The sequence below is a fragment of the Pseudomonas sp. UBA2684 genome (assembly GCA_002354655.1).
Lineage (GTDB): Bacteria > Pseudomonadota > Gammaproteobacteria > Pseudomonadales > Pseudomonadaceae > Aquipseudomonas.
Window position 1 is genome coordinate 26,113 of record DELY01000003.1, and the last position, 26,932, is coordinate 53,044.

Here is a 26,932-nt window from a genome sequence, read left to right on the forward strand (position 1 = left end):
GCGGGCCATGCCCGCGCCCGTGAGAGCCAGATTCAAGGCGCAACTGCGATCGACACGAAAAAGCCCGGCATCTGCCGGGCTTTTTCGTGTCTGCTGCCTGAGCTTATTCGCTGCGGGTGACGTTGAGGCCCTTGAGCAGGTTGAGCGCCTGGCTCAGCTGATAATCGTCATCCTGTGGGCGGGCCGGTGCGCTGGTTTTGCCCAGGCTGGGCTTGTCCGCGCCGCCGTTGCCGTTGCCCAGGTGGCCCTGCAAGTCGGCTTCCTTGATATTTTCATCGTCCTGCTCGCGGGTGACCTTGGCGCGCGCCACTTCGATGTCGGGAATGATGCCCTGGGCCTGAATCGAGCGGCCGTTGGGGGTGAAGTACAGCGCGGTGGTGAGCTTCAGGGCGCGGTCGTTGTTCAGCGGTAGCACGGTTTGCACCGAGCCTTTGCCGAAGCTGTCGGTGCCCATCAGCACGCCGCGTTTGTGGTCCTGCAAGGCGCCGGCGACGATTTCCGAGGCCGAGGCGCTGCCGCCGTTGATCAGCACCACCAGCGGTACGCCTTCGCTGGCATCGGCCGGATCGGCGGAGAAGCGCAGCTCGGAGTTGGCGATGCGCCCTTCGGTGTAAACGATCAGGCCCTTCTTGAGGAAGTGATCGGTGACCTCGACGGCGGCTTGCAGCACGCCGCCAGGGTTGTTGCGCAGGTCCAATACCAGGCCGCTGAGTTTCTTGCCGTTGTCCTTGCGCAGCTTGACCAGGGCCTTGCCGACTTCTTCACCGCTGTTGACCTGGAACTGGGTGATGCGCAGGTAGCCGTAGCCGTTTTCGAGCAGTTGGCTCTTCACGCTCTTGACCTTGATCACTGCGCGGGTCAGCTCCACGTCGAACGGCCGGCCGCCCTCGCGCACCAGGGTCAGGAGGATCTTGCTGCCGGCCTTGCCGCGCATCTTGTCCACCGCTTCCATCATCGACAGGCCCTTGGTCGGCTGGCCGTCGATCTTGACGATCAGGTCGCCGGGCTGGATGCCGGCTTTCGAGGCCGGCGTGTCGTCGATCGGCGAGACCACTTTGACGAAGCCATCTTCCATGCCGACTTCGATACCCAGGCCGCCGAATTCGCCGCTGGTGCTTTCCTGTAGTTCGAGGAAGGCTTCCGGCTCAAGGTAGGCGGAATGTGGATCGAGGTTGCTGAGCATGCCCTTGATCGCATTCTCCAGCAGGGTCTTGTCGCTGACCGGCTCGACATAGGCGGCCTTGATGCGGTCCATCACCTCGGCGAAGGTGCGCAGGTCGTCCAGCGGCAGCGGTGCTTTGTCGTTTGTCGTGGCGGTCGCTGGCGGCGCTTCTTCGGCTTGCAGCAAAGGGGCGCCGCTGAGCAGGGCAATAGCCAGGGCCAGGGCGGTGAGGCGAGACAAATGCGGCATAGCGGACTTACTCCTAAAAAAGTGAGCGCAGCGCTTATCCTTGCGCGCGGCACCATTGTGCGGGGTCGCTGGGGCGGCCCTGCTGGCGAATCGCGAAATACAGCGCGGGCGTGTCTTGCCCGCCACTGGTGCCGACGGTAGCGATCGGCTCGCCGGCCTTGACCACATCGCCAGCGTCTTTCAGCAGGCTCTGGTTATGCCCGTACAGGCTCAAATAGCCGTTGCCATGGTCGAGAATGACCAGAAGCCCGGCGCCGCGCAACCAGTCGGCGAACACCACGCGGCCGCCATGCACGGCGCGCACCTGGCTGCCGGCCGAGGCGCCGATCAACACGCCGTCCCATTTAGTCCGAGCGTCGCCGCCGCGTGGGGTTCCGTAACGCGCCACCAGACGGCCATCCACCGGCCACGGCAATTTGCCCCGGGCCTTGGCAAACGGGCCGCCGTAGGTTGCGCCGGAACTGACCCGCGGGCCGCTGCTGACTGGGTTGGCCGGGGTGCTGAGTGGTTCTTCGCGGGCCGCCAGCAGCGCGCGCTGGCGCGCTTGTTCGGCTTCACGGGCCTGGCGGGCGAGGGTTTCTTCGATGGTTTTCAGTACGCGGGCCAGGGCGGCCTGTTCTTGCTGGCGGGCCTTGAGTTTCTGGTCGCGGGCGGAGAATTCCTTGTTCAGCTTGGCCAAGGCCAGCTGGCGCTCTTTACGCGCCTCGGCCAGTTGCTCGCGGCGGCTGTCCAGCGCGCTCTTCTGCTCCAGCAACTGCGCTTGCTGGTTGGCAATGTCCTGCTCGACGTTGGCCAGTTGGCGCAGGGTCTCGTTGAACGTGGCCAACTGCTCCATGCGCGCTTCGCTGAGGTAGTCGTAGTAGGTCAGGGTGCGCGAGAATTTTTCCGGGTTCTGCTGGTTCAGCAGCAGCTTGACGTACTCCTGGCGGCCGCTCTGGTAAGCGGCGCGGGCCTGGATGCCGATCAGGCGTTGCTGTTCAAGGCGTGCGCCCTCGAGTTTTTTTTTCTCAAGGTCGAGGCGCTGGATTTCCTCTTCGCTGTGCTTGAGCTCGTTCTGCAGGCCTTTGACCTGCTTTTCCAGCTGACCCATTTCGGTTTCGGTCTTGTGCAGGTCTTTCTGCACGCCGGATTTTTCCTGCTGCAGTTTTTCCAGGAGCTTTTTCAGCTCGATGACGTCGCTGCGCGCGGCCTCCAGTTGCTTCTGGGCGTCGGCCTTCTCGTCGGCAAAGGCCGGGGCGAGCAAGCAGGCGAGAAAAATAAGGGTGAGGGCGCGGAACATGGGGCAGGCGGCACCTGGGCGGGGGACGTGCCTAGTATGCCTAAAAAAGCAGCGGCAAGCTGCAAGATGCGCAGGCGAGCTAACGGCGTTTTTTGCCAGCACCCAGCATCGCTTTTGCTGGGTTAGGCTGTGCCTCAGCGCTGCTTGCAGACCGGGCTTAGCCCGCCGCTATAGCTGAGCGGTGGGCTGAGGCCCAGCCTACGCTGCTCAGTTCAGGTCGACGATGCTGGTGCCAGTCATTTCCGCCGGTTTCGGCAGACCCATGAGGGCCAGCAGGGTTGGCGCCACATCGGCCAGTACGCCGCCTTCGCGCAGGCTGAGGGCGCGCTTGCCGACGTAGATGAATGGCACCGGCTCGCAGGTGTGGGCGGTGTGCGCCTGGCCGGTGCACGCGTCTTCCATCTGCTCGACGTTGCCGTGGTCGGCGGTGATCAGCGCTTCGCCACCGACCTTATCCAGCGCCGCGACGATGCGCCCGACGCAGGCGTCCAGGCATTCCACGGCGGCCACGGCGGCGGCGAACACGCCGGTGTGGCCGACCATGTCGCCGTTGGCGTAGTTGACGATGATCACGTCGTAACGCTGCTGTTCGATGGCGTCGACGATGCGGTCGGTGACTTGCGGGGCGCTCATCTGCGGCTGCAAGTCGTAGGTGGCGACGTTCGGCGAGGGGATCAGGATGCGTTCTTCGCCGTCGAACGGCTCTTCGCGCCCGCCGGAGAAGAAGAAGGTGACGTGGGCGTACTTCTCGGTTTCGGCGATGCGCAGCTGGGTCTTGCCATTGTTCGCCAGGTATTCGCCGAGCACGTTGTTCAGGGCGGCCGGCTTGAACGCGCTGGGTGCCGGGATGCTCGCGGCGTATTGGGTGAGCATGATGAAGCCGGCCAGTTGCGGTACGCGGGCGCGTTGGAACTCCTGGAAGCCCGGCTCGACGAAGCAGCGAGTCAGTTCCCGAGCCCGGTCGGCGCGGAAATTCATAAACACCACGGCGTCGCCGTCTTCGACCGTGACCGGCTCGCCGAGGGTGGTGGCTTTGACGAATTCGTCGCTCTCGCCGCGCTCGTAAGCGGCTTGCAGGCCGGCAGTGGCGCTGGCGGCGTTGAACTGCCCGACGCCGTCGACGATCAGTTGGTAGGCCTGTTCGACGCGATCCCAGCGGTTGTCACGGTCCATGGCGAAATAGCGGCCGATCAGGCTGGCGATGCGGCCCTTACCGAGTTTGGCGAAGGTGGCGTCGAGCAGCTCGATGGCGCTCTGTGCGCTTTTCGGCGGGGTGTCGCGGCCGTCGAGGAAGGCGTGCAGGTAGATTTTCTCGGCGCCGCGCTGGGCGGCCAGCTCGGCCATGGCCACCAGATGATCCTGGTGGCTGTGTACGCCACCGTCGGAGAGCAGGCCGAGGATATGCACGGCCTTGCCGGCGCTGACCGCGGTGTCCACGGCGCCGCAGATCACCGGGTTGTCGAAGAACTCGCCGTCGCGGATCGCTTTGGTCACGCGGGTGAAGTCCTGGTACACCACGCGGCCCGCGCCGAGGTTCATGTGGCCGACCTCGGAGTTGCCCATCTGCCCGTCCGGCAGGCCCACGTCCATGCCGCTGCCGGAAATCAGGCCGTGCGGCTGGGTGGCGCGCAAATGATCGTAGACCGGAGTGTTGGCGGCCATGATGGCATTGGACTCGGGGCTGTCACTGTGGCCGAAGCCATCGAGGATGATCAGTACCAGGGGTTTGGGCGTGGCGCTCATAAAGCTGGTTCGCTCTGGGTCGATGGGCGGGAAACAAGGTCGGGCATTTTACGGCCAAGTGTGGAAAACGTCACCGCCGGACGGGGTTTGGTCGACTTGTGGGGCTGTGTATACTGGCCGACATTTTACCGTCCCGGAACCGCGTAATGCTTGCCAATCTGATTGAATTTGCCACGACCCATTATGTGCTGAGCGGATTGTTCGTCACCTTCCTTGCCCTGCTGATCTTCACCGAACTGCGCAAGGGCGGGCAGAGCCTGAGCAGCCGCGAGCTGACCGCGCTGATCAACAGCGAGCAAGGCGTAGTGCTGGACGTCCGTGGGCAAAAGGATTTCACCGCCGGGCATATCGCCGGCGCCCTGCACATTCCCTATGAAAAACTCACCGCGCGCATCGCCGAGCTGGAAAAACACAAGGCCAAGACGCTGATCGTGGTCGACGCCATGGGCCAGCATGCCGGCGCCGCCAGCCGTGACCTGAAGAAAGCCGGTTACACCGCGGCCAAGCTGTCTGGCGGGATCGCCAGCTGGCGTGGCGACAACCTGCCGCTGGTGAAGTGATATGTCGGCAGTCGTCATTTATTCCAGCGATTGGTGCCCCTACTGCACCCGTGCCAAGCAATTGTTGGCGAACAAAGGGGTGTCCTTCGATGAAATCAAGGTCGACGGCAAGCCCGAGCTGCGCGCCGAGATGACCCGCAAGGCGCGGCAAACCTCGGTGCCGCAAATCTGGATCGGCGCCACCCATGTGGGCGGCTGCGACGATCTGTATGCCCTGGAGCGCGCCGGCAAGCTCGACGCGCTGCTCAAGGCCTGATTCTCAAACCCTCTCGTTAGTACCCACGATAAGAAGGCTTTGCCATGACTGAACAAGCTAGCAACGGCGCCGCTCAGGGCGAACAGAACCCGCAGTTTTCCCTGCAGCGCATCTACGTGCGCGACCTGTCTTTCGAAGCGCCGAAGAGCCCGGAAATCTTCCGCCAGGAATGGACGCCGAGCGTGGCGATGGACCTCAACACCCGGCAGAAGGCGTTGGATGGTGATTTCCACGAGGTGGTGCTGACCCTCTCGGTAACCGTGAAGAACGGCGAAGAAACCGCCTTCATCGCCGAAGTGCAGCAGGCCGGGATCTTCCTGATCAAGGGCCTGGACGCCGCGTCGATGAGCCACACCCTTGGCGCGTTCTGCCCGAACATCCTCTTCCCGTATGCCCGCGAGACCCTCGATAGCTTGGTGGTGCGCGGTTCCTTCCCTGCGTTGATGCTGGCTCCGGTGAACTTCGATGCCCTCTATGCGCAGGAATTGCAGCGCATCCAGCAGGCTCAGGCGGGTGAAGCGGCAACGGCTCACTAAGCTAAGCGTTCGCGCTGCTGGATAAAAAAACGCCCTACGGGGCGTTTTTTGTGGCTGTGTCTCAAGCATGTGTTGCCAGAGTGACAGCCTGAGCCAATCTCTCCGGTAGGCGGGGTCTTGGCCGCGAGCTTTGGTTTCACCTATCTGCGCGGAGTCTCGGATAAACCCTCGCGGGCAAGCCCGCTCCTACAAAAGCGCCTACCTCGCGCAACAGGTTATGGGTACATAGTCTTTTGGCGGCACCCTTCTGCAGGCTACTGGGCGTCGGCAAAACCCTGCTGGCGCCAAGCTTCGTAGACCGCCACGGCGACGGTGTTGGACAGGTTGAGGCTGCGGCAACCGTCGCGCATCGGCAGGCGCACGCACTGTTCGGCGGGCAGGCTGTCGCGGACTTCCTGCGGCAGGCCGCGGCTTTCCGGGCCGAACAGAAAGGCGTCGCCGGGCTGGTAGCTGACGTCGTGGAACGGCTGCGAACCTTTGGTGGTAAAGGCGAACACGCGTGGCTGGCCGAGGCTCTGCAGGCAACTGGCGAGATCGACATGACGCTGCAAGGTGGCGTATTCGTGGTAATCCAGCCCGGCACGGCGCAGACGTTTGTCGTCCAGCTCGAAACCCAGTGGCTCGATCAGGTGCAGGTGGCAGCCGCTGTTGGCGCAGAGCCTGATAATGTTGCCGGTATTCGGCGGAATTTCCGGTTGAAAAAGGATGACGTGAAACATGCGCGGCTCCAGGCCTGAAGACGGCCGACATTCTACCCCCGATATCGGTTCGCGGCCGCGTCCCTGGTTGCGGGTGATCGGCTCACTGGCACTGTTCGGTTTCCTCATCGGCATGATGATCGGTCGCGTATTGCAGCCCGATCCGCTGTGGCTGAAACAAGTCGAGATCGTCGACCAGGGCTTGGTGCTGTGGTTCAACGTCGAGCCGGTGCCCCGCGAGGAACATGCCGAGGGCGCATTCATCTTGCGTTTGCAGAGCTTTGGCCGTGAGCAGGATGGTCAGTTGCGCGTGCAGGGCAAGGCCGCCAATTGGCGTTTGCAGCGTGCGCGAAAGGATTTGCTGTTGCGGGTGGTAGCAGCCCGTCCACTGCGCGGCGACTGGCGCGCTGAGGAAGTGGACGGTCGCTGGCGGCTGGTGATCAGCCTGGAGGAGCAATAAAAGAGGGGAATCCCCGGCCTGCCTGTACCAAGGTCCCCGAAACTGGGATTGCTTTAGTCTATGCAGAGGGTGTGCCAGTTTTATTACGGCAGGCTGAAATCGCGTGATTACTGCGTGCTACGGCCTTCAGGCCGTTACAGCGGCGCTGCACCGCCCGCGAAAATGTACCGGCAAAGTGCACGGCGCTGCTGTCAGGCGCCGATAAGGCGCATTTTATTGGGCTATGTCCCGCTTACGTGTTGTAGGAGAAGCCGCGCTTTTGTGGGAGCGGGTTTACCCGCGAAAAGCGTTGAAAGCTGAAGAGCTTGCGTGGGCAAAGCCGCTCGCGGTCTGCATCAACACATAACGGGGACATCGCCATGAAGAAGGCTATGTCCCCGTTATGTGCTGAACCATGCAGCCGACTGCGCGATGCCTGGAGTGCGGTAATTCGTCGGGTGGGTTACGGGGCGCACCTATTGCGCCATTGCTTTGCCAGCCGGCCTCAGCGCCACTAACCCACCCTACCGACTCTGCGTACAACATTGCCTGCGTTGCGTCAGGCGTCGTCACCATCATCGTCATCGGCGCTATCGATCTTCATGCCGAGTTCCTTGATCTTGCGGGTCAGGGTGTTGCGACCCCAGCCGAGCAACACGGCGGCGTCGCGGCGGCGGCCGGCGGTGTGCTTGAGGGCGGTCTCGATCATGATCCGCTCGAACGCCGGCACCGCGCTGTCGAGCAGGTTCGACTGGCCGCGTGCCAGAGCCTGGTCGGCCCATTGGCGCAGGGCCTGTTCCCAGTTGCTTACCGGGGCGCTGTCTTGCGGCTGGTTGAGCAGTTCCGGCGGCAGGTCGTCGACATGCACTTCGCGCCCCGACGCCATTACGGTGATCCAGCGGCAGGTGTTTTCCAGCTGGCGCACGTTGCCCGGCCACGGCAGGTGTTGCAGGTAGTCCTCGGTTTCGCTTTTTAGCAGCTTGGGCTCGACCGCCAGCTCGGTGGCGGCGCGGCTGAGGAAGTGTCGGGCCAGGGTCGGGATGTCTTCGCGGCGGTCGGACAGGCGCGGGATGTGGATGCGGATCACGTTGAGACGGTGGAACAGGTCTTCGCGGAACTTGCCGGCCTGCACCAGGCTTTCCAGGTTCTGGTGGGTCGCGGCGATGATGCGCACGTCGACCTTCACCGGCGTATGCCCGCCGACCCGATAGAATTCGCCGTCAGCCAGCACGCGCAGCAGGCGGGTCTGGGTGTCGGCCGGCATATCGCCGATTTCGTCGAGGAACAGGGTGCCGCCATCGGCCTGCTCGAAGCGTCCGCGGCGCTGGTTGGCGGCGCCGGTGAAGGCGCCTTTTTCGTGGCCGAACAGCTCGGATTCCATCAGGTCTTTCGGAATCGCCGCCATGTTCAGCGCGATAAACGGCGAAGCCGCGCGTGGGCTGTGGCGGTGCAGGGCGTGGGCGACCAGTTCTTTACCGGTGCCGGATTCGCCGTTGATCAACACGGTGATGTTGGAGTGCGAGAGGCGGCCGATGGCGCGAAACACCTCTTGCATGGCCGGCGCTTCACCGATGATTTCCGGGGTGCGCGCCAGGACGACAGGGACATGCAGGCCCTGCTGCTCCTGGGCGTGCTGGTTGGCGCGTTTGACCAGCGAGACCGCTTCGTCGACATCGAACGGTTTGGGCAGGTATTCGAAGGCACCGCCCTGGTAGGACGCCACCGCGCTGTCCAGGTCCGAGTGTGCAGTCATGATGATCACTGGCAGGCGCGGGTGCAGTTCGCGAATCCGTGCCAGCAGCTCCAGGCCACTGGCCCCCGGCATGCGGATATCCGAGATGATCACATCCGGCTGTTGCCGGCTCAGGCGGCTGAGTACGCCGTCGGCGCTGTCGAAGCTTTGCGTGGTCATGCCTTCCTGTTGCAGGGCCTTTTCCAGCACCCAGCGGATGGAACGGTCGTCGTCGACAATCCACACGGTTTCACTGCGACTCATGACGGAGTTACTCCTTGTTCCAGCGGCAGGAAGATCGAGAACACGGTATGCCCGGGATGGCTTTCGCACTCGATCAGGCCTTGGTGCTGACTGATGATGTTCTGGGTGATGGCCAGGCCGAGACCGGTGCCGTCGGCACGCCCGCTGACCATGGGGTAGAAGATGGTTTCCTGCAGTTCCGGCGGAATGCCCGGGCCGTTGTCGATGATTTCCAGCTTGGTCACCAGGCGATGGCGAATATGGCCGATGGTGAACTGGCGCAGGGTGCGCGTGCGCAAGGTAATGCGGCCCAGGCGCAGCTCGTTCTGTGCGCCAATCGCCTGCATGGCGTTGCGCACGATATTCAGCACGGCCTGGATCATCTGTTCGCGGTCGATCAGCACGTCGGGGATGCTTGGGTCGTAGTCGCGCACCAGGGTGATGCTGCCCTGGCTTTCCGCTTCGACCAGGCTGCCGACGCGTTCGAGTACCTCGTGCACGTTGGTCATCGCCAGCGACGGCAGCTTGTTCGAGCCGAGCATGCGGTCGACCAGGTTACGCAGGCGGTCGGCCTCCTCGATGATCACGTTGGTGTAATCCTTGAGGCTTTCCTCGGGCAGTTCGCGGGCCAGTAATTGCGCGGCGCCGCGGATGCCGCCGAGCGGATTCTTGATTTCGTGAGCCAGGCCGCGCACCAGCATTTTGGTGGTTTCCTGCTTGGACAGCTGCGCTTCTTCCTTGGTGATGCGCAGCAGACGGTCGCGCGGGTGTACTTCCAGCAGCAGCAAGGTCTCGCCGCGATTGAGGATCGGCGTTACCGCATAGTCGACAGTCAGCGTCTGGCCCGTCAGCGCGGTGAGTACGGCCTCGCGCTTGTTGAAGGGGTGGGCGTGTTCGACGGCTTGGCGCAGGGCGCTGAGGGCTTCCGTCGATTCGGTGAACAACTCGCTGATGAATTGTCCATGGCTGCGTTGACCGCTGACGGCCAGAAGCATCTCCGCTGCCGGGTTCATGTACTCAAGGCGCAAGTCGGCGTTGAGCAGCAGGGTGGCAGTGGTCAGGTTATCGAGCAGCAGGCGGTGCAGTGCGTCGTTGATGGTCATAGGCATGGGCTTTCCGGCAATAGGCGGGAAAATGCAAGAAGCAAACCAAAGCCCCGAAAAGACGCGCGCAACCCACGCAATCGGCAGCGCGGGCCGCTTTTCAGCGCAGGCTCAGGCGTGCGGGCGAACCAAAATGGGGAGAGTATAGAAAGTGGTGCGGGCTATGGCACCAAATTGGTGCGATGGTCGGCTGGTTAGATGAAGGGAACAAAGGGGATGTCTTTCTTTTCCACGGGTTTGTCTTTCAACGGGCATTCCGGGCGCACGCCGTATTCGTCTTTTTTGCAGGGATTGGCCGTGCGTTTCTGCGCCAGAGAAATACGCAGCATGTGCAGCGGTTGGCTGGGGGTGCGCTCGACGGTACGGCCCTGGGCATCGACGATTTCCACGGCCAGTTGGTGGGTGCCGCGATCGATGTTCTCCAGTGGAAATACCGGGCTGCGCCCGGCGTCGCCCACGGCTTGGCCGTCCAGCAGCAGGCGGTAGCCGTGCCCAGGGTGCAGTCCTGGTTCGCTGGTGGCCGTGACAATCAGGTTGCCGGCGCTATCGCGAATGGTCGCATCGGGCTGTGGAACCAGGATGCGCAGCATTTGATAGGCCAGCATTGGCGTGCTGGCGGGTGCCGCTAGCGGCGGCGGTGGTGGTGCGCTACCCGGCGCGCTCATGGCGTTGCTGGGCGCCAGTTGGATGCGCTCGGCATTGCCCTGGGTGGGCTTGTCGGTAAAGACCCGGTTACCTTCGGCGTCGATATAGGTGTAGACCTCGGCGGCCGCGGGCAGGGCGAATAGCAGAAAGCAAAGCAGCATGTTGCGCATGGTTCAGGGCGCCGGAGTCGGTTTGGGCGTGGGTGGCGGACGCAGGGCTGGGCTGCTGGTGTTGACCCGTTGCACGGTAAAGATGGTGGTGGCGCTTTGCTGGATCGACTGGTCGCCGCTCAGCACTTCGACGGCCAGGCTGTGCTCGCCGCGATCGATACTGGTCAATTGCAGGCGCGGCACGTTGCTTGGCTGGCCATAGGGTTTGCCGTCCAGCAGCAGGCGCAGGCGATGACCGGCGGCCAGTCGCGGTTCCAGCTGCACGCCGACGCTGAAGGTGCCGTTATTCGCGCGCAGGGCCTCATCGTCGGGGATGCCGGTCAGTTGCAGCAGGCGGTACGGCGCTGCCGGCGTCGCCAGTTCGCTCGGGGCGACGGGCACGCTGGGAGCCTGCATCTGCACGGTATTGGTTTTCGGCAGCTCGACGCTCTGCGTGGCGGCACCATCCGGCGGCTGGTTGGTGAAGACCGTATTGCCGTTGGCGTCGGTGTATTTGTAGATCTGTGCGCTGGCCGGTAAGGCCAGGGTCAGCAGCAGGCAGGTGAGCATCCGGCGCATGGCCAATCTCCCAGGGTATGTGGTGCTAAGACTTGCATTGGTGGGCCGGGCTGGCAAGGGTGTGGATGTTGCCGTGTGTACCGGCGCACCAAACAGGTCGCTCAAAGGTGTCTGCGGCGCGGTCCACGATCCGCGGTCGCGGTGGCCTGAAAAGGCACTGTTCCGCTGAACGTCGGGGTTTGTGGGGAGAGGCTTGATCAGGCGGCGCGCTCAATGCAAGCCAAGGCTGCTCCGGCTCAGCCAGCGCACGGCGTCTGCGTGCGGATTGATCCGCGAAACGCTGCCAAATCTGTCCATAAAAAAAGCCTCTCGGGCGGCTGCCGGAGAGGCTTTTTTCAATCACGCCACCGAGGTGGCGTGTTGCTGGTTTAGACGCTGTAGTACAGGTCGTATTCCAGCGGGTGTACGAAGGTGCGGACTTTGATTTCTTCTTCGCTCTTCAGCTCAAGGTAAGCGTCGATGAAGTCATCGGAGAACACGCCGCCCTTGGTCAGGAACGCGCGGCCTTTATCCAGCTCTTCCAGGGCTTCTTTCAGGCTGCCGCACACTTGCGGGATCAGCTTGCCTTCTTCTGGCGGCAGGTCATACAGGTTCTTGTCGGCAGCATCGCCAGGGTGGATCTTGTTCTGGATGCCGTCCAGGCCAGCCATCAGCAGTGCCGCGAAGCACAGGTACGGGTTGGCAGCCGGATCCGGGAAGCGTGCTTCGATACGGCGGGCTTTCGGGCTGGACACGTACGGAATACGGATCGAAGCCGAACGGTTACGCGCCGAGTAGGCCAGCATGACTGGCGCTTCGAAACCTGGGACCAGACGCTTGTAGGAGTTGGTCGACGGGTTGGTGAAGCCGTTCAGGGCCTTACCGTGCTTGATGATGCCGCCGATGAAGTACAGGGCGGTGTCGGACAGGCCGGCATAGCCTTCGCCAGCGAAGGTGTTCTTGCCATCTTTGGAGATGGACATGTGTACGTGCATACCCGAACCGTTGTCGCCGTACAGCGGCTTCGGCATAAAGGTCGCGGTTTTGCCGTAGGCATCGGCCACGTTGTGTACGCAGTACTTGAGGGTCTGAACTTCGTCAGCCTTGGCTACCAGGGTGTTGAACTTCACGCCGATTTCGTTCTGACCGGCAGTCGCCACTTCGTGGTGGTGAACTTCGATGACCAGGCCCATTTCTTCCATGGCATTACACATGGCAGTACGGATTTCGTGGTCGTGGTCGCACGGCGGAACGGGGAAGTAGCCACCTTTGACGGCTGGGCGGTGGCCCTTGTTGCCGCCTTCGATGTCGGCGTCGGTGTTCCAGGACGCTTGCTCGGAGAAGATCTTGAACATCGAGCCGGAGATGTCGGACTTGAACTTCACTTCGTCGAAGATGAAGAACTCAGGCTCTGGGCCGACGAATACGGTGTCACCGATACCGGTGGTTTTCAGGAACTCTTCAGCGCGCTTGGCGATCGAGCGCGGGTCACGATCGTAGCCTTGCATGGTGCTTGGCTCGATGATGTCGCAGACGATGATCAGGGTCGGCTCTTCGGTGAACGGGTCCAGTACGGCGGTTTCGTCAACCGGCAGCAGGATCATGTCGGAGGCTTCGATGCCTTTCCAGCCATGGATGGAAGAACCGTCGAACATTTTGCCGACTTCGAAGAACTCGTCGTCCAGCGCATCGCGTGCCGGCATGGTCACGTGGTGCTGTTTGCCCTTGGTGTCGGTGAAGCGCAGGTCAACCCACTTCACGTCGTGTTCTTTAATAAGTTGAATCGACTTCGACATGCTGTCCTCCAGGTGGATAAGGCTCGGAATGATGAGCCCTCAATAGTACGGTGAAGCCCGGCGGCATAGTCCGCCAGGACAACCTGCCTCACAAGGGAGCAAATTGCATGCCAGTGCCCTGGAATGGGTTGGCGGCCTGAAAGTCAGGCGTGGCGGGGGCTGCGCGCTGGCATGGCAACAATATATGCACCAATTTGGGTCGATTTAATTTCGCCATGCCTCTTAATGGTGCGTCGTAAAGCTGGTGTGGGATTTTTGGTTAAAGCTTGAGCAATTTCCGCTATAATCCGCGCCCCTGTTTTTCGGCCGCTGTGGCCCGCGCTGCTTTCATGAAACTGATCGTTAAAGTTTTCCCGGAAATCACCATTAAAAGCCCGCCGGTGCGTAAGCACTTTATCCGGCAGTTGGCGAAGAACATTCGTTCGGTGCTGCGCGACCTCGATCCGCAGCTGCTGGTCACGGGTGTGTGGGACAACCTGGAAGTGCAAACCACGCTCAGCGAGCCGAAAGTGCTGCGCGAAATGATCGAGCGCCTCAGCTGTACGCCGGGCATTACCCATTTCCTGCAAGTCGACGAATACCCGCTGGGCGACTTCGACGATGTGCTGGCCAAGTGCAAGCTGCATTTCGCCGACCTGCTGCCGGGCAAGATCTTCGCCGTGCGCTGCAAGCGTGCCGGCAAGCACAGCTTCAGCTCCATGGACATCGAGCGTTACGTCGGCAGCCAGTTGCGCCTGCAGTGCGCGGCGGCCGGTATCTCGTTGAAGAGCCCGGATGTCGAAGTGCGCATGGAGATTCGCGACCAGCGCCTGTTCGTCATCCATCACCAGCACGAAGGCCTGGGTGGTTATCCGCTTGGCTCGCTGGAGCAGACCCTGGTGCTGATGTCCGGCGGTTTCGACTCCACCGTCGCCGCCTATCAGATGATGCGCCGCGGCCTGGTCACCCACTTCTGCTTCTTCAACCTCGGCGGTCGGGCTCACGAGTTGGGCGTGATGGAGGTGGCGCATTACCTCTGGCAGAAGTTCGGCAGCTCACAGCGCGTGCTGTTTATCAGCGTGCCGTTCGAGGAAGTGCTCGGCGAGATTCTCGGCAAGGTCGACAACAGCCAGATGGGCGTGATCTTGAAGCGCATGATGCTGCGCGCTTCGACGCGCATGGCCGAGCGCCTACAGATCAATGCGCTGGTCACCGGCGAAGCGATTTCCCAGGTGTCCAGCCAGACCCTGCCCAACCTCTCGGTGATCGACTCGGCCACCGACATGCTGGTGCTGCGTCCGCTGATCGCCAGCCACAAGCAGGACATCATCGACACCGCGACGCGCATCGGCACCGCCGAGTTCGCCAAGCACATGCCGGAATACTGCGGCGTGATTTCGGTGAACCCGACCACCAAGGCCAAGCCCGAACGTATCGTTTATGAAGAGTCGCAGTTCGACATGGCGATCCTCGAGCGTGCCCTGGAGCGCGCGACGTTGCTGCCGATCGACAAAGTGATCGACGAGCTGGGCAAGGACGTGCAGGTCGAGGAAATCAGCGAAGCCTTGCCCGGGCATGTCATCATTGACATCCGCCACCCGGATAGCGCCGAGGATCAGCCGCTTGCGCTGCCCGGCATCGATGTGCAAACGCTGCCGTTCTATGCCTTGAACAGCCGCTTCAAAGAGCTGGATGCCACGCGCCAATACCTGCTGTATTGCGACAAAGGCGTGATGAGCCGTTTGCATGCCCACCATTTGCTCAGCGAGGGGCATGCCAATGTGCGCGTTTATCGTCCGACATAAAACGCCCGGGTTGAATGGCGGCAGTATCCGCCATCGCCCTCCCGACCTACAGGCGGCGTAAAAGCCACTGCGCTTTTATCCCGCCTGGCCGAGTTCGCATTTAGTTAATATCCGCCGCCTAGAATTAGCGGCACACCGAATCCTCTGATCGAGATACACACGTGATCGAAAATCTACGCAACATCGCCATCATTGCCCACGTTGACCATGGTAAGACCACCCTGGTAGACAAACTCCTGCGCCAGTCCGGCACCCTCGAGCGCAACGAGCTCAACGACGAGCGCGTGATGGACAGCAACGACCAGGAAAAAGAGCGCGGCATTACCATTCTCGCGAAGAACACCGCGATCAACTGGAACGGCTACCACATCAACATCGTCGACACCCCCGGCCACGCCGACTTCGGCGGTGAAGTTGAGCGCGTGATGTCGATGGTTGACTCCGTGCTGCTGCTGGTCGACGCCCAGGACGGCCCGATGCCGCAAACCCGTTTCGTGACCAAGAAGGCCTTCGAAGCCGGCCTGCGTCCGATCGTGGTGATCAACAAGGTTGACCGTCCAGGCGCGCGTCCTGACTGGGTTCTGGACCAGATCTTCGACCTGTTCGACAACCTCGGTGCTACCGAAGAACAGCTGGACTTCAAAGTCGTCTACGCCTCGGCCCTGAACGGTATTGCCGGTTTGGACCACACCGAGATGGCCGAAGACATGACCCCGCTGTACCAGTCCATCGTCGACAACGTGCCGTCCCCGCAGGTTGATATCGATGGTCCGTTCCAGATGCAAATCTCCGCACTGGACTACAACAGCTTCCTCGGCATTATCGGCGTTGGCCGTATCGCCCGTGGTCGCGTCAAGCCGAACACCCCGGTGGTCGCCATCGACGCCGACGGCAAGAAGCGCAACGGTCGTATCCTCAAGCTGATGGGCCACCACGGCCTGCACCGCATCGACGTTGAAGAAGCCACCGCGGGTGACATCGTCTGCGTTAGCGGCATGGACCAGCTGTTTATCTCCGACACCCTGTGCGACATCAACCACGTTGAAGCGATGAAGCCGCTGACCGTCGACGAGCCGACCGTATCCATGACCTTCCAGGTCAACGACTCGCCGTTCTGCGGTAAAGAAGGCAAGTTCGTCACCAGCCGCAACATCAAAGAGCGTCTGGACAAGGAGCTGCTGTACAACGTGGCCCTGCGTGTTGAAGAAGGCGACAGCGCCGACAAGTTCAAGGTCTCCGGCCGTGGCGAACTGCACCTCTCGGTACTGATCGAAACCATGCGTCGCGAAGGCTTCGAAATGGGTGTGGGTCGTCCGGAAGTGATCATCCGTATCGTCGACGGCGTCAAGCAAGAACCGTTCGAAAACGTCACCATCGACACCCCGGAAGAATCCCAGGGCAAGGTCATGGAAGAGATGGGTCTGCGTAAAGGCGACCTGACCAACATGGTGCCGGATGGCAAAGGCCGTGTGCGTCTGGAATACAACATCCCGGCTCGCGGTCTGATCGGTTTCCGTAACCAGTTCCTGACCCTGACCAACGGTGCAGGCATCCTGACCTCGATCTTCGATCGCTACGACACCATGAAGTCCGGCGACATGTCCGGCCGTCAGAACGGCGTACTGGTATCGGTCGAAACCGGCAAGGCGCTGACCTACTCCCTGGAAACCCTGCAGGCGCGCGGCAAGCTGTTCGTCGAACACGGTCAGGAAATCTATAACGGTCAGATCGTCGGTCTGAACAGCCGTGACAACGACATGGGCGTTAACCCAACCAAAGGCAAGAAGCTCGACAACATGCGTGCTTCCGGTAAGGACGAAACCATCGCTCTGGTTCCACCGGTGAAGTTCACCCTGGAACAGGCTCTGGAATTCATCCAGGACGACGAGCTGTGTGAAGTTACGCCGAAGTCGATCCGTCTGCGTAAGAAGATCCTCGACGAAGGCGAGCGCACCCGCGCTGCCAAGAAAGCCAAGAACTGATCCAGTTCTAGCTGACTAAAAAGCCCCCGCCGGCGAGAGCCTGCGGGGGCTTTTTATTGCGCGTTGATTACGCGTGGGCTGGGTGGTCTCGGTTCGGGTGTCTGTCGGCGGGCGGCGTCAGCTCTTCGGCTTGTAAGCGCAATAGCCCGGCCGCGGGCCGATCTTCGGGTGATTGCGGCAGGTGTCCGGGCGCTTGTCGTAGATGGTGCACAGGCGGGTCTTGCGATCGAGGTAGTAGCAGTCGTTATTGCTCATGCGGGTCAGGGTGAAGATCCCCGACTTCTGATGGAAGCGTTCGACGATGCCGTCCTTCTGCAAGCGCTTGGCGATGTTCTTCAGCGGCTCGCTGCGCTCGAACTCGTCGACCACGCCAATGCGGATCAGGTCGTTCAGGCGCGCCTCGACCGGCAGCGTGCAGCAGCTGGACATGCAGCTGTGGCACATATCGGCGGTGTACTTGGCCCAGGTTTCCAGGCGGTCGAGTTCGGCGGCGGCAATCAGGTTGTTTTTCATCGGAGTTAGGGTCTGTTTCCGTTTCGTTCGCGGCCACGCCGGAGCCAGTTTTAGCGCGAGGCAAGGCATGAGACGCGAAGTTTGGTGTTCCAAATGAGTGTCGAGAAACGCAGCATCGCGCTAAAACTGGCCCGGCCCTTTGGGTTGCGCAGCAACGTGGTTCGCGACGAAGCGGAAACAGACCCTCGCATGCATCAGTTGTGCGGCGCGCGATGATAGCGGCCTTGGCGCGTTTGTGAATGACTATCTGCCGGCTGGTCATATTTTGTGCGGTTGCGGCCACTTCTTATGGCTGCCATCCATGTCAGGCACCCTGCGGGCCGTTGCTGCGCAACCTTAGAAATTGCTCCCGGCAATTTCTTGCTGTGCTGTGATGCGGGCGGCATTCGTCTCTCTGGGTATGCACGGGGCAGGCTCCTATACTGCTGCGCAGTTCGCGCCCGGTGCGGGCAACAGGATGTCCGGATTTAGCTCAATAGGAACGCGCTGCATGCAATGGATCTTCATGCTGGTGGGGTTGGTGCTCGGGGCCTTGGCGGATGAGACGCTGACCGCCGCGCTGCTGGGCGCTCTGCTTGGCCTGGGCCTGGGTCAGGCGCTCAAGTTGCAGGGGCTGGAGCGCGAGAATGGCGCGCTAAAGGACCAGCTCAAGGCCTTCTCCCAGCGCTTCGATCAGGGCACCACGGCCCTGCATGAGCGCTTGCACACGCTGGAGCAGGCCGGCGTTATGCCGCCGCAGCCAGCGGCTCAGCCGCGCAGTGACGCGTCCCTCGCCGAACCGCCTCAGGTTGCCGCGCAGAGGGCTCAGGCCGTCGAGCCTGAACTAGAGCTGGACTGGACTCTGGATTTCCAGTTGCCCGAAGCGCCAGTTGCCGCCGCGTCTGCCGCCAGCATGGCTGCGCCCTCTGAACCGCAAATCGCCGCCAAGCCCGCCACGCTCCGCAAGCCTGCCGCACCACGCGAGCCGACGCTGATCGAACGCGGCTTCAGCGCCGCGAAAAACTGGCTGTTGGGCGGCAATACCGTGCTGCGCGTCGGCGTGGTGCTGCTGTTTCTCGGCCTGGCGTTCCTCCTGCGCTATGCCACCGAGGGCATGGTGGTGCCGGTTGAGATGCGCTACGCCAGCGTGGCCGCCAGTGCGGTGGCCTTGCTGGGTCTGGGTTGGTGGCTGCGCCTGCGCAACCCGAGCTACGCGCTGATGCTGCAAGGCACCGGGATTGCCGTGCTGTACCTGACGGTGTTCGCCGCCATGCGCCTGCATCCGCTGCTCGACGCTGGCGTGGCCCTGGGCCTGCTGGTGCTGGTCACGCTGTTTTCGGCGATTCTGGCGGTCAAGCAGAATGCCTTGGGTCTGGCTGCGGCGGCGGCCTTGGGCGGTTTTGCCGCGCCGATCCTGACCTCGACCGGCAGCGGCAACCATGTGGCGCTGTTCTCCTATTTCATCCTGCTCAACAGCGGGATCTTCGCCATTGCCTGGTTCAAGGCCTGGCGCTTGCTCAACCTGATTGGCTTTGTCGGCACCTTCGGCATCGGTTTCGCCTGGGGTATTCGCTCCTACACGCCGGAACTGCTGTGGAGCACCGAGCCGTTCCTGGTCCTGTTCTTCCTGATGTACGTGGCCATCGGCCTGCTGTTTGCCCGGCGCAAGTTGCGCGAAGCCCTAGGCGCGCCCGAGAACCGCGACGAGCTGCTGCTGTGGGCCGCACGCAAGGGTGACTATATCGACGCCACCGTGCTGTTCGGTCCGCCGCTGGTGGGCTTTGGCCTGCAGTTTGCGCTGGTGCAGCACATCGAGTTTGCCGCGGCCTTCAGCGCCCTGGCGCTGGGGCTGTTTTATATGGTGCTGGCGCGATTGCTGGTTGGTCGTACCGGCGAGCGGGCCGTGCTACTGGTGGAAACCTGCCTGGCGCTGGGCGTGGTGTTTGCCAGCCTGGCGATTCCCCTGGGCCTGGATGCGCGCTGGACCTCGGCGGCCTGGGCGGTCGAGGGCGCGGGCATCTACTGGCTCGGCTTGCGTCAGCAGCGCGGCCTGGCGCGGGCGTTTGCCCTGCTGCTGCAGTTCGGCGCGGCGCTGGCCTTTGTCAGCGGCTTGCAGGGCGGCTTTCAAACCCTGCTGGACGGTGCGCCGCTAGGCGCGCTGATGCTCGGCGCGGCTTTGTTGTTCAGCTTCTGGCAATTGCGCCAGAACGCCGCTCTGGCCAGCCGTTGGGAGGTGCGTGGCCTGCCAGTGCTGGCTTGTGGCGGCCTGGCCTTTGTCTACCTGATTGCGCCGCTGCTGTTCGACGCCCAGGGTACGGCGATCAGTTGGGCGTTGGCCGGTTTGCTGACCCTGCTGATTGGCCTGCGCCTGCAATCACGCGCCTTCCTGTTCAGCGCCTTCGCCGTGCAATTGCTCGGCGGCCTGGTGTTTATGGCGCAGATGGCCGGCGATGCGGTGACCGGTGGCGGTGGTTTTTCCGCGGGCTGGCAGGGTTTGCTGACGTCCTCGCTGATCGGTTTCGGCCTGATCGCCGGGATGTTGCTGGCGGCGCGGGATCCGCAGGTCAGCGCCGACCGCCGGCTGCTGCGCGGGCTGTCGCTGGTGCTGTTGGTCGGCCTGGTGTTTATCAACCTGGCGGTGCTGTTCGTCTTGCCGTGGGCCACGGCCAGCGCGGTGTGGGGCGGCAGTGGGCTGTTGATCATCTGGCTCAGCCTGCACCTGCAACAGCGCGCCAGCTTTGTCTTCGGTCTGTTGCTGCAGGCGCTGGCCGGTCTGGTGTTTCTCAGCGTCAGCCCGCTGTTGTTCGGCCAGCTGGACGCCGAGGGCCTGCGCCCGCTGGCCCATGTCGACTTCTGGACGCCGCTGGTGCTGGGCATTGCCGCGCTGGTCGGGGCCTGGCGCTTGCAGCAGTTGGCGCGTCGCGAAGCGCCCGGAGCGTTGGGCAATTTCAGCCTGCTCGGCCTGGCGCAATTGCTCCTGGTGTGGGGCGCGGCCTGGTGGGCGCTGGCGCTGAGCAGCGAAGTGCTGCGTTTTGTCGGCCCCGAGTTGCAGAGTGCGGCCTTGCTCGGTCTGCTCGCACTGAGCATGGCCACCGCCAGCTTCCTTGCGCCGCGCGCGCGCTGGCCGGAGCTGGCGCTGCTGTGCAGCCTGCTAATCCCGATGGCGGCGGTGGTGTTGCTGTATGCCTGGCACCTGCACTATCACCCGGCGGCGCAGTTCGGTTGGCTGGCCTGGGCGCTGCTGTTTGCCGTGCACTTCTGGTCGTTGCGCCGCCTGGCCGGGCTGCTGCCCGCCGGTGCCTTGAGCGCCGCGCATGTACTGGGCTGTTGGTTGCTGCTGGGGGTGCTGGCGCTGGAGCTGCGTTACCTGTTCTTCGCCCTGTCCGAGCATTACAACGCCTGGCGTTGGCTGGGTTGGGCGCTGCTGCCGAGCGGTTACTTGTGGCTGATGGCGTTGCCGCGGCATTGGCCTTGGCCGTTGGCCGCCTATCCACGGGAATATCGGCTGTTGGCGGCGGCTCCGCTGGCCGTGCTGATGCTCGGCTGGTTCTGGCTGGCCAACGTGATGAGCGCCGGCGACGCCGAGCCGCTGGCCTATCTGCCGCTGCTCAACCCGCTGGAACTGGGCCTGCTGTTTGCCCTGGGCGCGGTGTATGCCTGGTCGCGCGCGGCCCTGGCCGAGCAGGGCCTGAATGGCCAGCGCAGCCAGTGGCTGACTCAGGCCGTGGCTGGTGCTTCGCTGTTTGCCTTGTTGACCGCGATGGTCATGCGCACCGCGCATCATTGGGGCGGCGTGCCTTATCAGCTGGATGCGCTGCTCGATTCGATGCTGGTGCAGGCCGGCCTGTCGATCGTCTGGACGCTGATCGCTCTGCCGCTGATGGTGCTCGGCAATCGCCGTGGCCAGCGCGAACTGTGGCTGGTCGGTGCGGCTTTGATCGCCCTGGTGGTGGCCAAGCTGTTCTTCGTCGAACTGGGTAACCGTGGTGGCCTGGAGCGCATCGTGTCGTTTATTGGAGTGGGCGTGTTACTGCTGGTAGTCGGCTATTTCGCCCCGCTGCCGCCGCGCAAGGCCGAGGTGGATCAGCCGCAGGAGCAGGTATGAAGATGATGAAGTCGCGTTGTGTGGCCTGGGGCGTGCTCGCCGGCCTGTTGCTCAGCCCGCTGGCACTGGCGCAGGAGCAGCCGGGTGACTATGCGCAGCAGCTGCCGTTGACGCTCTCGGGCGAGGGGCCCTGGTATCGTCTGGATCTGCCCATGGCGCTGCATTTCGCCGCGCGCTATGGCGACTTGCGCGACCTGCGGGTGTTCAACGCCGAGGGTCAGGCGCTGGCCTACGCCCTGGTGGCGGGGCACAGCGAGGCCCGCGAGAGCCAGCAGGAGCAGGCGGTGAAGTGGTTCCCGCTGTATGCCGAAGCGGGCAACAGCGCCGGCACGCCGAGCCTGCGGGTGCAACGTAGCACCGGCGGCACCCTGATCGAGTTGCTGGACGAGCAGCCGGACGCGATGCAAAAGCCGGCGCAACTGCGTGGCTGGTTGCTCGATGCCAGTGGCATCGAGGCCGCCCTGGTGCGCTTGAATCTGGACTGGACGGGTGGCGAAGAGGGTTTTCAGCGTTTCAGCATTGAGGCCAGTGATGACCTGCAAGACTGGCAGCCCTGGGGCACCGGGCAATTGGCGCGGTTGTCGTTTGGTGGCGAGCGTATCGATCAGCAGCAGGTCGAGCTGCCGGGGCGCAAGGCGCGCTATCTGCGCCTGCTCTGGCTGAGCCCGCAACAGGCCCCACAACTGACGGCGGCCACCTTGCGCAGTCAGCGCAGCGACAGTGCGCCTGCGCCGCTGGCGTGGTCGCAGCCGCTGACGGCGGTGCGCAGCCCGGATGGCGAGTATCAGTGGCAATTGCCATTGGCCTTGCCGTTGGAACGGCTCAAGGTTGAGCTCAGTCAGGCCAACAGCCTGGCCCCGATTCGCGTCAGCGGCCGCAGCGAAGGCAAGGGGCCCTGGCAGTCGCTGGCGCAGGGGCTGCTCTATCGCCTGCCGGAGAATGGCGCGGAAATTCGTCAGGACGAGCTGCAGCTACCCGGCTGGCCGGCACAGCAGCTGCGTTTGCAGGTCGATGAGCGCGGCGGCGGTCTGGGCAGCGCTCCGCCGCAGATCCAGGTGGCGGTGCGTGCCAGTCAGCTGGTGTTCCTGCAGCGCGGCAGCCCGCCGTATCGCTTGGCAGTGGGGCGTGCCGGCGCGCAATCGGCCGCCTTGCCCTTGGCGACCCTGATTCCCGGCTACCAACCTGCGCGCCTGGCGCAACTGGGCCAGGCCGAGGTGCAGTTACCGACTGCACCGGCCGCGCCAGCCGCTGCACGGGCCGACTGGAAACGCTGGGGATTGTGGGCGGTATTGTTGCTGGGAGTTGGCTTGCTGGCGCTGATGGCGCTCAGCCTGCTGCGTCGGCCGAGTGCTGAATAGGCGCTATTGGCGGCGATCAAGCATAAATAAAGCCCAGCTGCCTGAAGACTTTTGCAGTATGGTCGGCATCTTAAATTGATTAGCGTTTGAGAACTTGTTTACGATCTGCGGCGCGCCGGCCATCCGGCGTTAAAAACAGCCTCGGATAGGCGAGCCCAGGCTAGGCGCTCCCGTCAGAATGCTCATTTACAACTCGTAAACTGCGCTTTCTCGACGGTTCTTGTCTGGCTCTAGCTCGCGAGATCGTAAACAGGTTCTAAGGTCAGGAAGGCCCTTGCGTATCCCTATTTCGCCCCGCCAGCAGGCGACTTTCGTAACATCGTCGCGCCTGCTCTGCTGGCGCGCTCAGCCTTTGCCTATTGCAGCGCACTCTCGATGAATATGTGCGGCGATTCCGGCTGGGTATTGAGCGTGCCGGTGGTGCTGACCGGCGCCGTGTGCATCGGCGTGTTGCTACTGGCACGCTGGGTCAATCGGCAGCGCTACTTCCCTGGGCGCGAGAGTTTTATCGTGCTGCACCTGGCCAGCCTCTGGTGGATGATCGCCGCCAGCCTGGAAATGTCCACGCAAGGTGCCAGTTGCAAGGTGTTCTGGGCGACCATGGCCTGGCCGGGAATTCTCTCGGTGCCGACCTTCTGGGCGGTGTTCCTCTGGCAATACGTCAACAGCGTGCGCCAGCCCTTGCCGCTGAGCAGCACCCTGGGCCTGACCGTGGTGCCGTTGCTGATCTGGCTGATGGCCTTGAGCAATCCCTGGCATGGCTTGTTCTACGGCGCAGGCACCGCGCCGCTGAGTGATGCGCCGGGGTCGCCAATTCGCTATCAGCACGGGCCGTTGTTCTACGCGGCGGCGGTGTATGTCTACCTGTTTATGGCCTTCTGCATGGGCGTGGTGCTGCGCGCGGCGCTGGTCAGCTATGGCGTGCACCGCCGGCACTACCTGGCGTTTGTCTTCGTCACCGCGGTGCCGTGGGTCGCCAATATCAGTTATGTGGTGTTCGGCTGGATGCTCTTTGGCTTCGACCCGACGCCTTTCAGCTTTACCTTCACCCTGCTCGCATTTGCCTGGCTGATTGTCGGCGTGCGTCTGTTCGACTTGCTGCCGGTAGCCCGCCATCTGCTGCTGGAAGCGTTGCTCGATCCGGTGCTGGTGGTGGACCCGCAGTTGCGGGTGATCGAGGCCAACCCCGCAGCGCTGAAACTGTCAGGTTTGCGCAGCGGCTGGCAGGGCCGCACGCTCGGCGATTGGCCAGTGTTTGGCGGCGACTTGTCGGCGTTGCTGGCCAACCAGGCGCGCGTCGAGCAGGACCAACTGCTGACCCTGACCAGTTCGGCGCGCTATTTCGAGGTGCGTATCCGTGCCATCGAGCGCATTACTCGTACCGGCACGACAGTGCTCGGGCAGATGCTCTACCTGCGCGACGTCACCCAGCGCCACCTCAGCGAGCTGAAACTGGCCGAAGCCCTGGCCGTCAGCGAGGAACGCCTGCGCACCATTTCCAGCCTGCATGAACAGCTACAGGAGCAGGCACTGTGCGACCCCTTGACCGGCCTTTTCAATCGCCGCTATTTGGATGAATTCTTTGGCCGTGAGCTGGCACGCGCCCAGCGCGAGCACTCGCCGATAGCCCTGGCGCTGATCGACCTTGACCACTTTAAGCGGCTCAACGACGAGCACGGTCATTTGGCGGGCGACGATGTCTTGAAAGGCGTTGCACAACTCCTATTGATGAACCTGCGCAGCTCGGACGCAGTGTTCCGCATCGGCGGCGAGGAGTTTCTGCTGATTTTGCCGGGCGCCGATGCGAGCGAAGCCTGTAACCGCCTGGAGCTGATTTGCAGTCGGCTGGCGGCGACGCCGGTCATCACGCGTAGTGGCGAGCAACGCGTCACTTTGTCGGCTGGCCTGGCCTTCTGGCCACGCCAGGGGCAGGTATTGGATGAGCTTCTGCAGGTTGCCGATGCGGCTCTTTACGAAGCCAAACGCAGTGGTCGTAATCGCGTGTTTGCCCAGCTCAACGAAGCATGACTGCGGATCACCCAAATGGGTGGGGCGAGGTACCGGGCTAGTGCATTCGTTCACAAAACTGTCTAGATTCGACAGTTTGGTAAGTCCTATAAAAATAATTCAAGGAGTTCCCGGTGAAACGAGTCCTGACCCCGTTGGCGGCGGCCTGCCTACTGGCCGCATTTCCCTCTCTTGGTTCTGCCTCCCCGTACAGTGGGCTGGTGGTGTTTGGCGACAGCCTGAGCGATGCCGGCCAATTCGCCGATCCGGATGGTCCGCCTGGGGCGACCCAGCGTTTTACCAACCGGGTCGGGCCGACCTATCAACCGGGCAGCGGCGAGATTTTTGGTTCGACCTCACCGATGCTACTCGGCGAGCAGTTAGGCTTGGGTCCGCAAACACCCTCAACGTCGGCAGTGTTTGCGGCCGAAGGCCGGCCTGACGGCTCCAACTGGGCCGTAGGTGGTTACCGTACCGATCAGATATTCGATTCGATTACCGCAGCCGGTGGCTCGGTAGCGGGCAGCCGCACCCGCGATGGTTACTTGGTGGATTTGGCCAACCGTGGCTTGACGCTCGATCCGAATACCCTGTTTTACGTCAATGGCGGCGGCAACGACTTCCTGCAGGGCACGATCTTTACCGATGGCCCGCAAGTCGCCGCAGGGCGTTTGGCTGCCAGCGTTGCCGCTTTGCAGGGCGCTGGTGCCCGCTATATCGTGGTTTCCATGCTGCCTGACGTAGGCAGTACGCCAGCGATTTCCGGTACCGGCCTGGCTCCGACTATCTCGGCGATAGGGCGTGATTTCAATACCGAGCTGGTGCGCCAGCTCGAAGGTATCGATGCGCAAATCATTCCGTTGAATGTGCCGCTGCTCTTTAGCGAGGTGCTTCAGAGCGCCGCGCTTTTTGGTTTCGACGCCAGCCAGAACCTGATCGGGACCTGCTTCTCCAGCTGCGCCAACGTCAACAGCACCTGGGGCATCAACAGTGCGACCCCCGATCCCAGCAAGCTGCTGTTCAACGACAGCGTGCACCCGACCACGGCGGTGCAGCAGATTTTCGCCGATTACACCTACTCGCTGCTGTCTGCGCCCTGGGAGCTGAGCCTGCTGCCGGAAATGGCGCATGGCACCTTGCGTGCGCATCAAGACCAGCTGCGCAGTGAGTTGCTGGCGGATTGGGAGGCATGGCAGCCCGTCGGCCAGTGGCGCGCTTTTGTCAATGCCGGCGGCCAGCGCCAGGATTTCGACGAGCAGGACGGCTCGGCCGGCGGCGATGGCGACGGCTATAGTCTGAACCTGGGTGGCAGCTACCGCCTGGACGATGCTTGGCGGCTAGGCGTAGCGCTCGGTTTGTTCGAGCAGGAGCTGGAGGTGGGCACCGCCGATTCCGATTACGACCTGCGCAGTTACCTGGCCACGGCTTTCGCGCAGTACCAACACAACCGTTGGTGGGCGGATGCATCGGCGAGTGTCGGTCACCTGGATTATCACGACTTACAGCGCAGTCTTAATCTCGGGGTGGTCGCGCGCAGCGAGCAAGGCGATAGCGAAGGTCAGCTGTGGGCGTTGAGTGGGCGGGCAGGCTACGACATCGCCCAGCCCGGCAGCACCTGGCACCTGAGCCCGTTTATCAGCGCCGATTACGCGCGGGTGGAGATCGATGGGTACGCCGAGCAGGGCGCAAGTTCTACGGCGTTGCGCTTCGATGACCAGGAGCGTACCTCCAAGCGCCTGGGCGTGGGCCTGCAAGGTCGTTGGGCGGTCAGTGCCAGCACCCAGGTGTTCGTGGAAATCGCGCGCGAGAAAGAGTACGAAGACGACAGCAGCGAGGTGACGATGGCCCTCAACAGCTTGCCGAGCCTCGACTTCACGCTGCAGGGCTATACCCCGGACGACCGTCTGGACCGCGCCAGTCTCGGTGTTAGCCATAAGCTGAGCAGCGACCTGGCATTGCGTGGCGCGTATAGCCTGCGCAAGGCTGAAGACGACAAGCAGCAGGGCGTTAGCCTGTCGCTGGTCTGGGACTGGTAACGAGCGACCGACGGGCGGCG

General features: G+C 62.8%; 20 protein-coding genes. 10 read left to right on the top strand and 10 right to left on the bottom strand.

Going from position 1 to position 26,932, the window contains the following annotated elements; all coding sequences use genetic code 11:
* Positions 1 to 103: 103 nt before the first annotated feature.
* From B3M58_RS01220 to gpmI, 3 genes are all read right to left on the bottom strand, one after another.
* Positions 104 to 1,411, bottom strand: a complete 1,308-nt coding sequence (locus B3M58_RS01220; protein ID WP_296216727.1) for a S41 family peptidase — start codon at positions 1,409 to 1,411, stop codon at positions 104 to 106.
* A 34-nt stretch (positions 1,412 to 1,445) separates the two neighbouring features.
* Positions 1,446 to 2,690, bottom strand: a complete 1,245-nt coding sequence (locus B3M58_RS01225; protein ID WP_296216728.1) for a murein hydrolase activator EnvC family protein — start codon at positions 2,688 to 2,690, stop codon at positions 1,446 to 1,448.
* A gap of 207 nt (positions 2,691 to 2,897) precedes the next feature.
* A complete protein-coding gene (gene gpmI / locus B3M58_RS01230) occupies positions 2,898 to 4,433 on the bottom strand; it encodes a 2,3-bisphosphoglycerate-independent phosphoglycerate mutase (protein WP_296216729.1) in 1,536 nt (511 codons plus the stop codon).
* Positions 4,434 to 4,579: 146 nt separating this feature from the next.
* Here gpmI and B3M58_RS01235 point away from each other — a divergent pair, with 146 nt between their 5' ends.
* Genes B3M58_RS01235 through secB form a run of 3 tightly spaced genes read left to right on the top strand, consistent with a single transcriptional unit; the run spans position 4,580 to position 5,785 of the window.
* A complete protein-coding gene (locus B3M58_RS01235; protein ID WP_296216730.1) occupies positions 4,580 to 4,993 on the top strand; it encodes a rhodanese-like domain-containing protein in 414 nt (137 codons plus the stop codon).
* Between the two features lies 1 nt (position 4,994).
* Positions 4,995 to 5,249: a glutaredoxin 3 gene (grxC, locus tag B3M58_RS01240; protein ID WP_296216731.1), complete on the top strand. Its 255-nt coding sequence runs from the start codon at positions 4,995 to 4,997 to the stop codon at positions 5,247 to 5,249.
* Positions 5,250 to 5,293: 44 nt separating this feature from the next.
* Positions 5,294 to 5,785: a protein-export chaperone SecB gene (gene secB / locus B3M58_RS01245; RefSeq protein WP_296216732.1), complete on the top strand. Its 492-nt coding sequence runs from the start codon at positions 5,294 to 5,296 to the stop codon at positions 5,783 to 5,785.
* A gap of 254 nt (positions 5,786 to 6,039) precedes the next feature.
* Here secB and trmL read toward each other — a convergent pair whose 3' ends face one another.
* Entirely contained in the window at positions 6,040 to 6,504 is a 465-nt protein-coding gene (trmL, locus tag B3M58_RS01250; protein ID WP_296216733.1) for a tRNA (uridine(34)/cytosine(34)/5-carboxymethylaminomethyluridine(34)-2'-O)-methyltransferase TrmL, read from the bottom strand.
* Here trmL and B3M58_RS01255 point away from each other — a divergent pair.
* Positions 6,503 to 6,943: a hypothetical protein gene (locus tag B3M58_RS01255; protein WP_296216734.1), complete on the top strand. Its 441-nt coding sequence runs from the start codon at positions 6,503 to 6,505 to the stop codon at positions 6,941 to 6,943. The two genes, trmL and B3M58_RS01255, sit on opposite strands and share 2 nt — an antisense overlap.
* Before the next feature lie 538 nt (positions 6,944 to 7,481).
* On the opposite strand, the gene ntrC is transcribed toward B3M58_RS01255, so the two are convergent.
* The 5 genes from ntrC to glnA all read right to left on the bottom strand — a co-directional run bounded on the left by ntrC (position 7,482) and on the right by glnA (position 13,148).
* The gene (ntrC, locus tag B3M58_RS01260) at positions 7,482 to 8,918 is read right to left on the bottom strand and encodes a nitrogen regulation protein NR(I) (protein WP_296216735.1); all 1,437 of its coding nucleotides are present in this window, start codon (positions 8,916 to 8,918) and stop codon (positions 7,482 to 7,484) included.
* Positions 8,915 to 10,000: a nitrogen regulation protein NR(II) gene (gene glnL, locus B3M58_RS01265; protein WP_296216985.1), complete on the bottom strand. Its 1,086-nt coding sequence runs from the start codon at positions 9,998 to 10,000 to the stop codon at positions 8,915 to 8,917. Before glnL ends, ntrC begins: the two co-directional genes overlap by 4 nt.
* A 194-nt stretch (positions 10,001 to 10,194) precedes the next feature.
* A complete protein-coding gene (locus B3M58_RS01270; RefSeq protein ID WP_296216736.1) occupies positions 10,195 to 10,815 on the bottom strand; it encodes a DUF4124 domain-containing protein in 621 nt (206 codons plus the stop codon).
* A gap of 3 nt (positions 10,816 to 10,818) precedes the next feature.
* Positions 10,819 to 11,373: a DUF4124 domain-containing protein gene (locus B3M58_RS01275; protein ID WP_296216737.1), complete on the bottom strand. Its 555-nt coding sequence runs from the start codon at positions 11,371 to 11,373 to the stop codon at positions 10,819 to 10,821.
* A 368-nt stretch (positions 11,374 to 11,741) separates the two neighbouring features.
* Complete coding sequence (gene glnA / locus B3M58_RS01280) at positions 11,742 to 13,148, bottom strand: glutamate--ammonia ligase (RefSeq protein ID WP_296216738.1); 1,407 nt, start codon at positions 13,146 to 13,148, stop codon at positions 11,742 to 11,744.
* Positions 13,149 to 13,477: 329 nt separating this feature from the next.
* On the opposite strand from glnA, the gene thiI reads away from it, so the two are divergent.
* Both thiI and typA read left to right on the top strand, forming a co-directional pair.
* A complete protein-coding gene (thiI, locus tag B3M58_RS01285; RefSeq protein ID WP_296216739.1) occupies positions 13,478 to 14,932 on the top strand; it encodes a tRNA uracil 4-sulfurtransferase ThiI in 1,455 nt (484 codons plus the stop codon).
* A 161-nt stretch (positions 14,933 to 15,093) separates the two neighbouring features.
* Complete coding sequence (gene typA / locus B3M58_RS01290; RefSeq protein WP_296216740.1) at positions 15,094 to 16,914, top strand: translational GTPase TypA; 1,821 nt, start codon at positions 15,094 to 15,096, stop codon at positions 16,912 to 16,914.
* A gap of 117 nt (positions 16,915 to 17,031) precedes the next feature.
* Here the strand turns inward: typA and B3M58_RS01295 are convergent, their stop codons facing one another.
* Complete coding sequence (locus B3M58_RS01295) at positions 17,032 to 17,427, bottom strand: YkgJ family cysteine cluster protein (protein WP_296216741.1); 396 nt, start codon at positions 17,425 to 17,427, stop codon at positions 17,032 to 17,034.
* A gap of 490 nt (positions 17,428 to 17,917) precedes the next feature.
* On the opposite strand from B3M58_RS01295, the gene B3M58_RS01300 reads away from it, so the two are divergent.
* From B3M58_RS01300 to estP, 4 genes are all read left to right on the top strand, one after another.
* The gene (locus B3M58_RS01300; protein ID WP_296216742.1) at positions 17,918 to 21,511 is read left to right on the top strand and encodes a DUF2339 domain-containing protein; all 3,594 of its coding nucleotides are present in this window, start codon (positions 17,918 to 17,920) and stop codon (positions 21,509 to 21,511) included.
* Positions 21,512 to 21,513: 2 nt separating this feature from the next.
* Positions 21,514 to 22,869: a DUF3999 domain-containing protein gene (locus tag B3M58_RS01305; RefSeq protein ID WP_414704039.1), complete on the top strand. Its 1,356-nt coding sequence runs from the start codon at positions 21,514 to 21,516 to the stop codon at positions 22,867 to 22,869.
* A gap of 375 nt (positions 22,870 to 23,244) precedes the next feature.
* Positions 23,245 to 24,897, top strand: coding sequence for a histidine kinase N-terminal 7TM domain-containing diguanylate cyclase (locus B3M58_RS01310; protein WP_296216744.1), 1,653 nt, complete (start codon positions 23,245 to 23,247; stop codon positions 24,895 to 24,897).
* 113 nt (positions 24,898 to 25,010) lie between these two features.
* Positions 25,011 to 26,912, top strand: a complete 1,902-nt coding sequence (gene estP / locus B3M58_RS01315) for an esterase EstP (protein WP_296216745.1) — start codon at positions 25,011 to 25,013, stop codon at positions 26,910 to 26,912.
* The last annotated feature ends 20 nt before the right edge of the window (positions 26,913 to 26,932 follow it).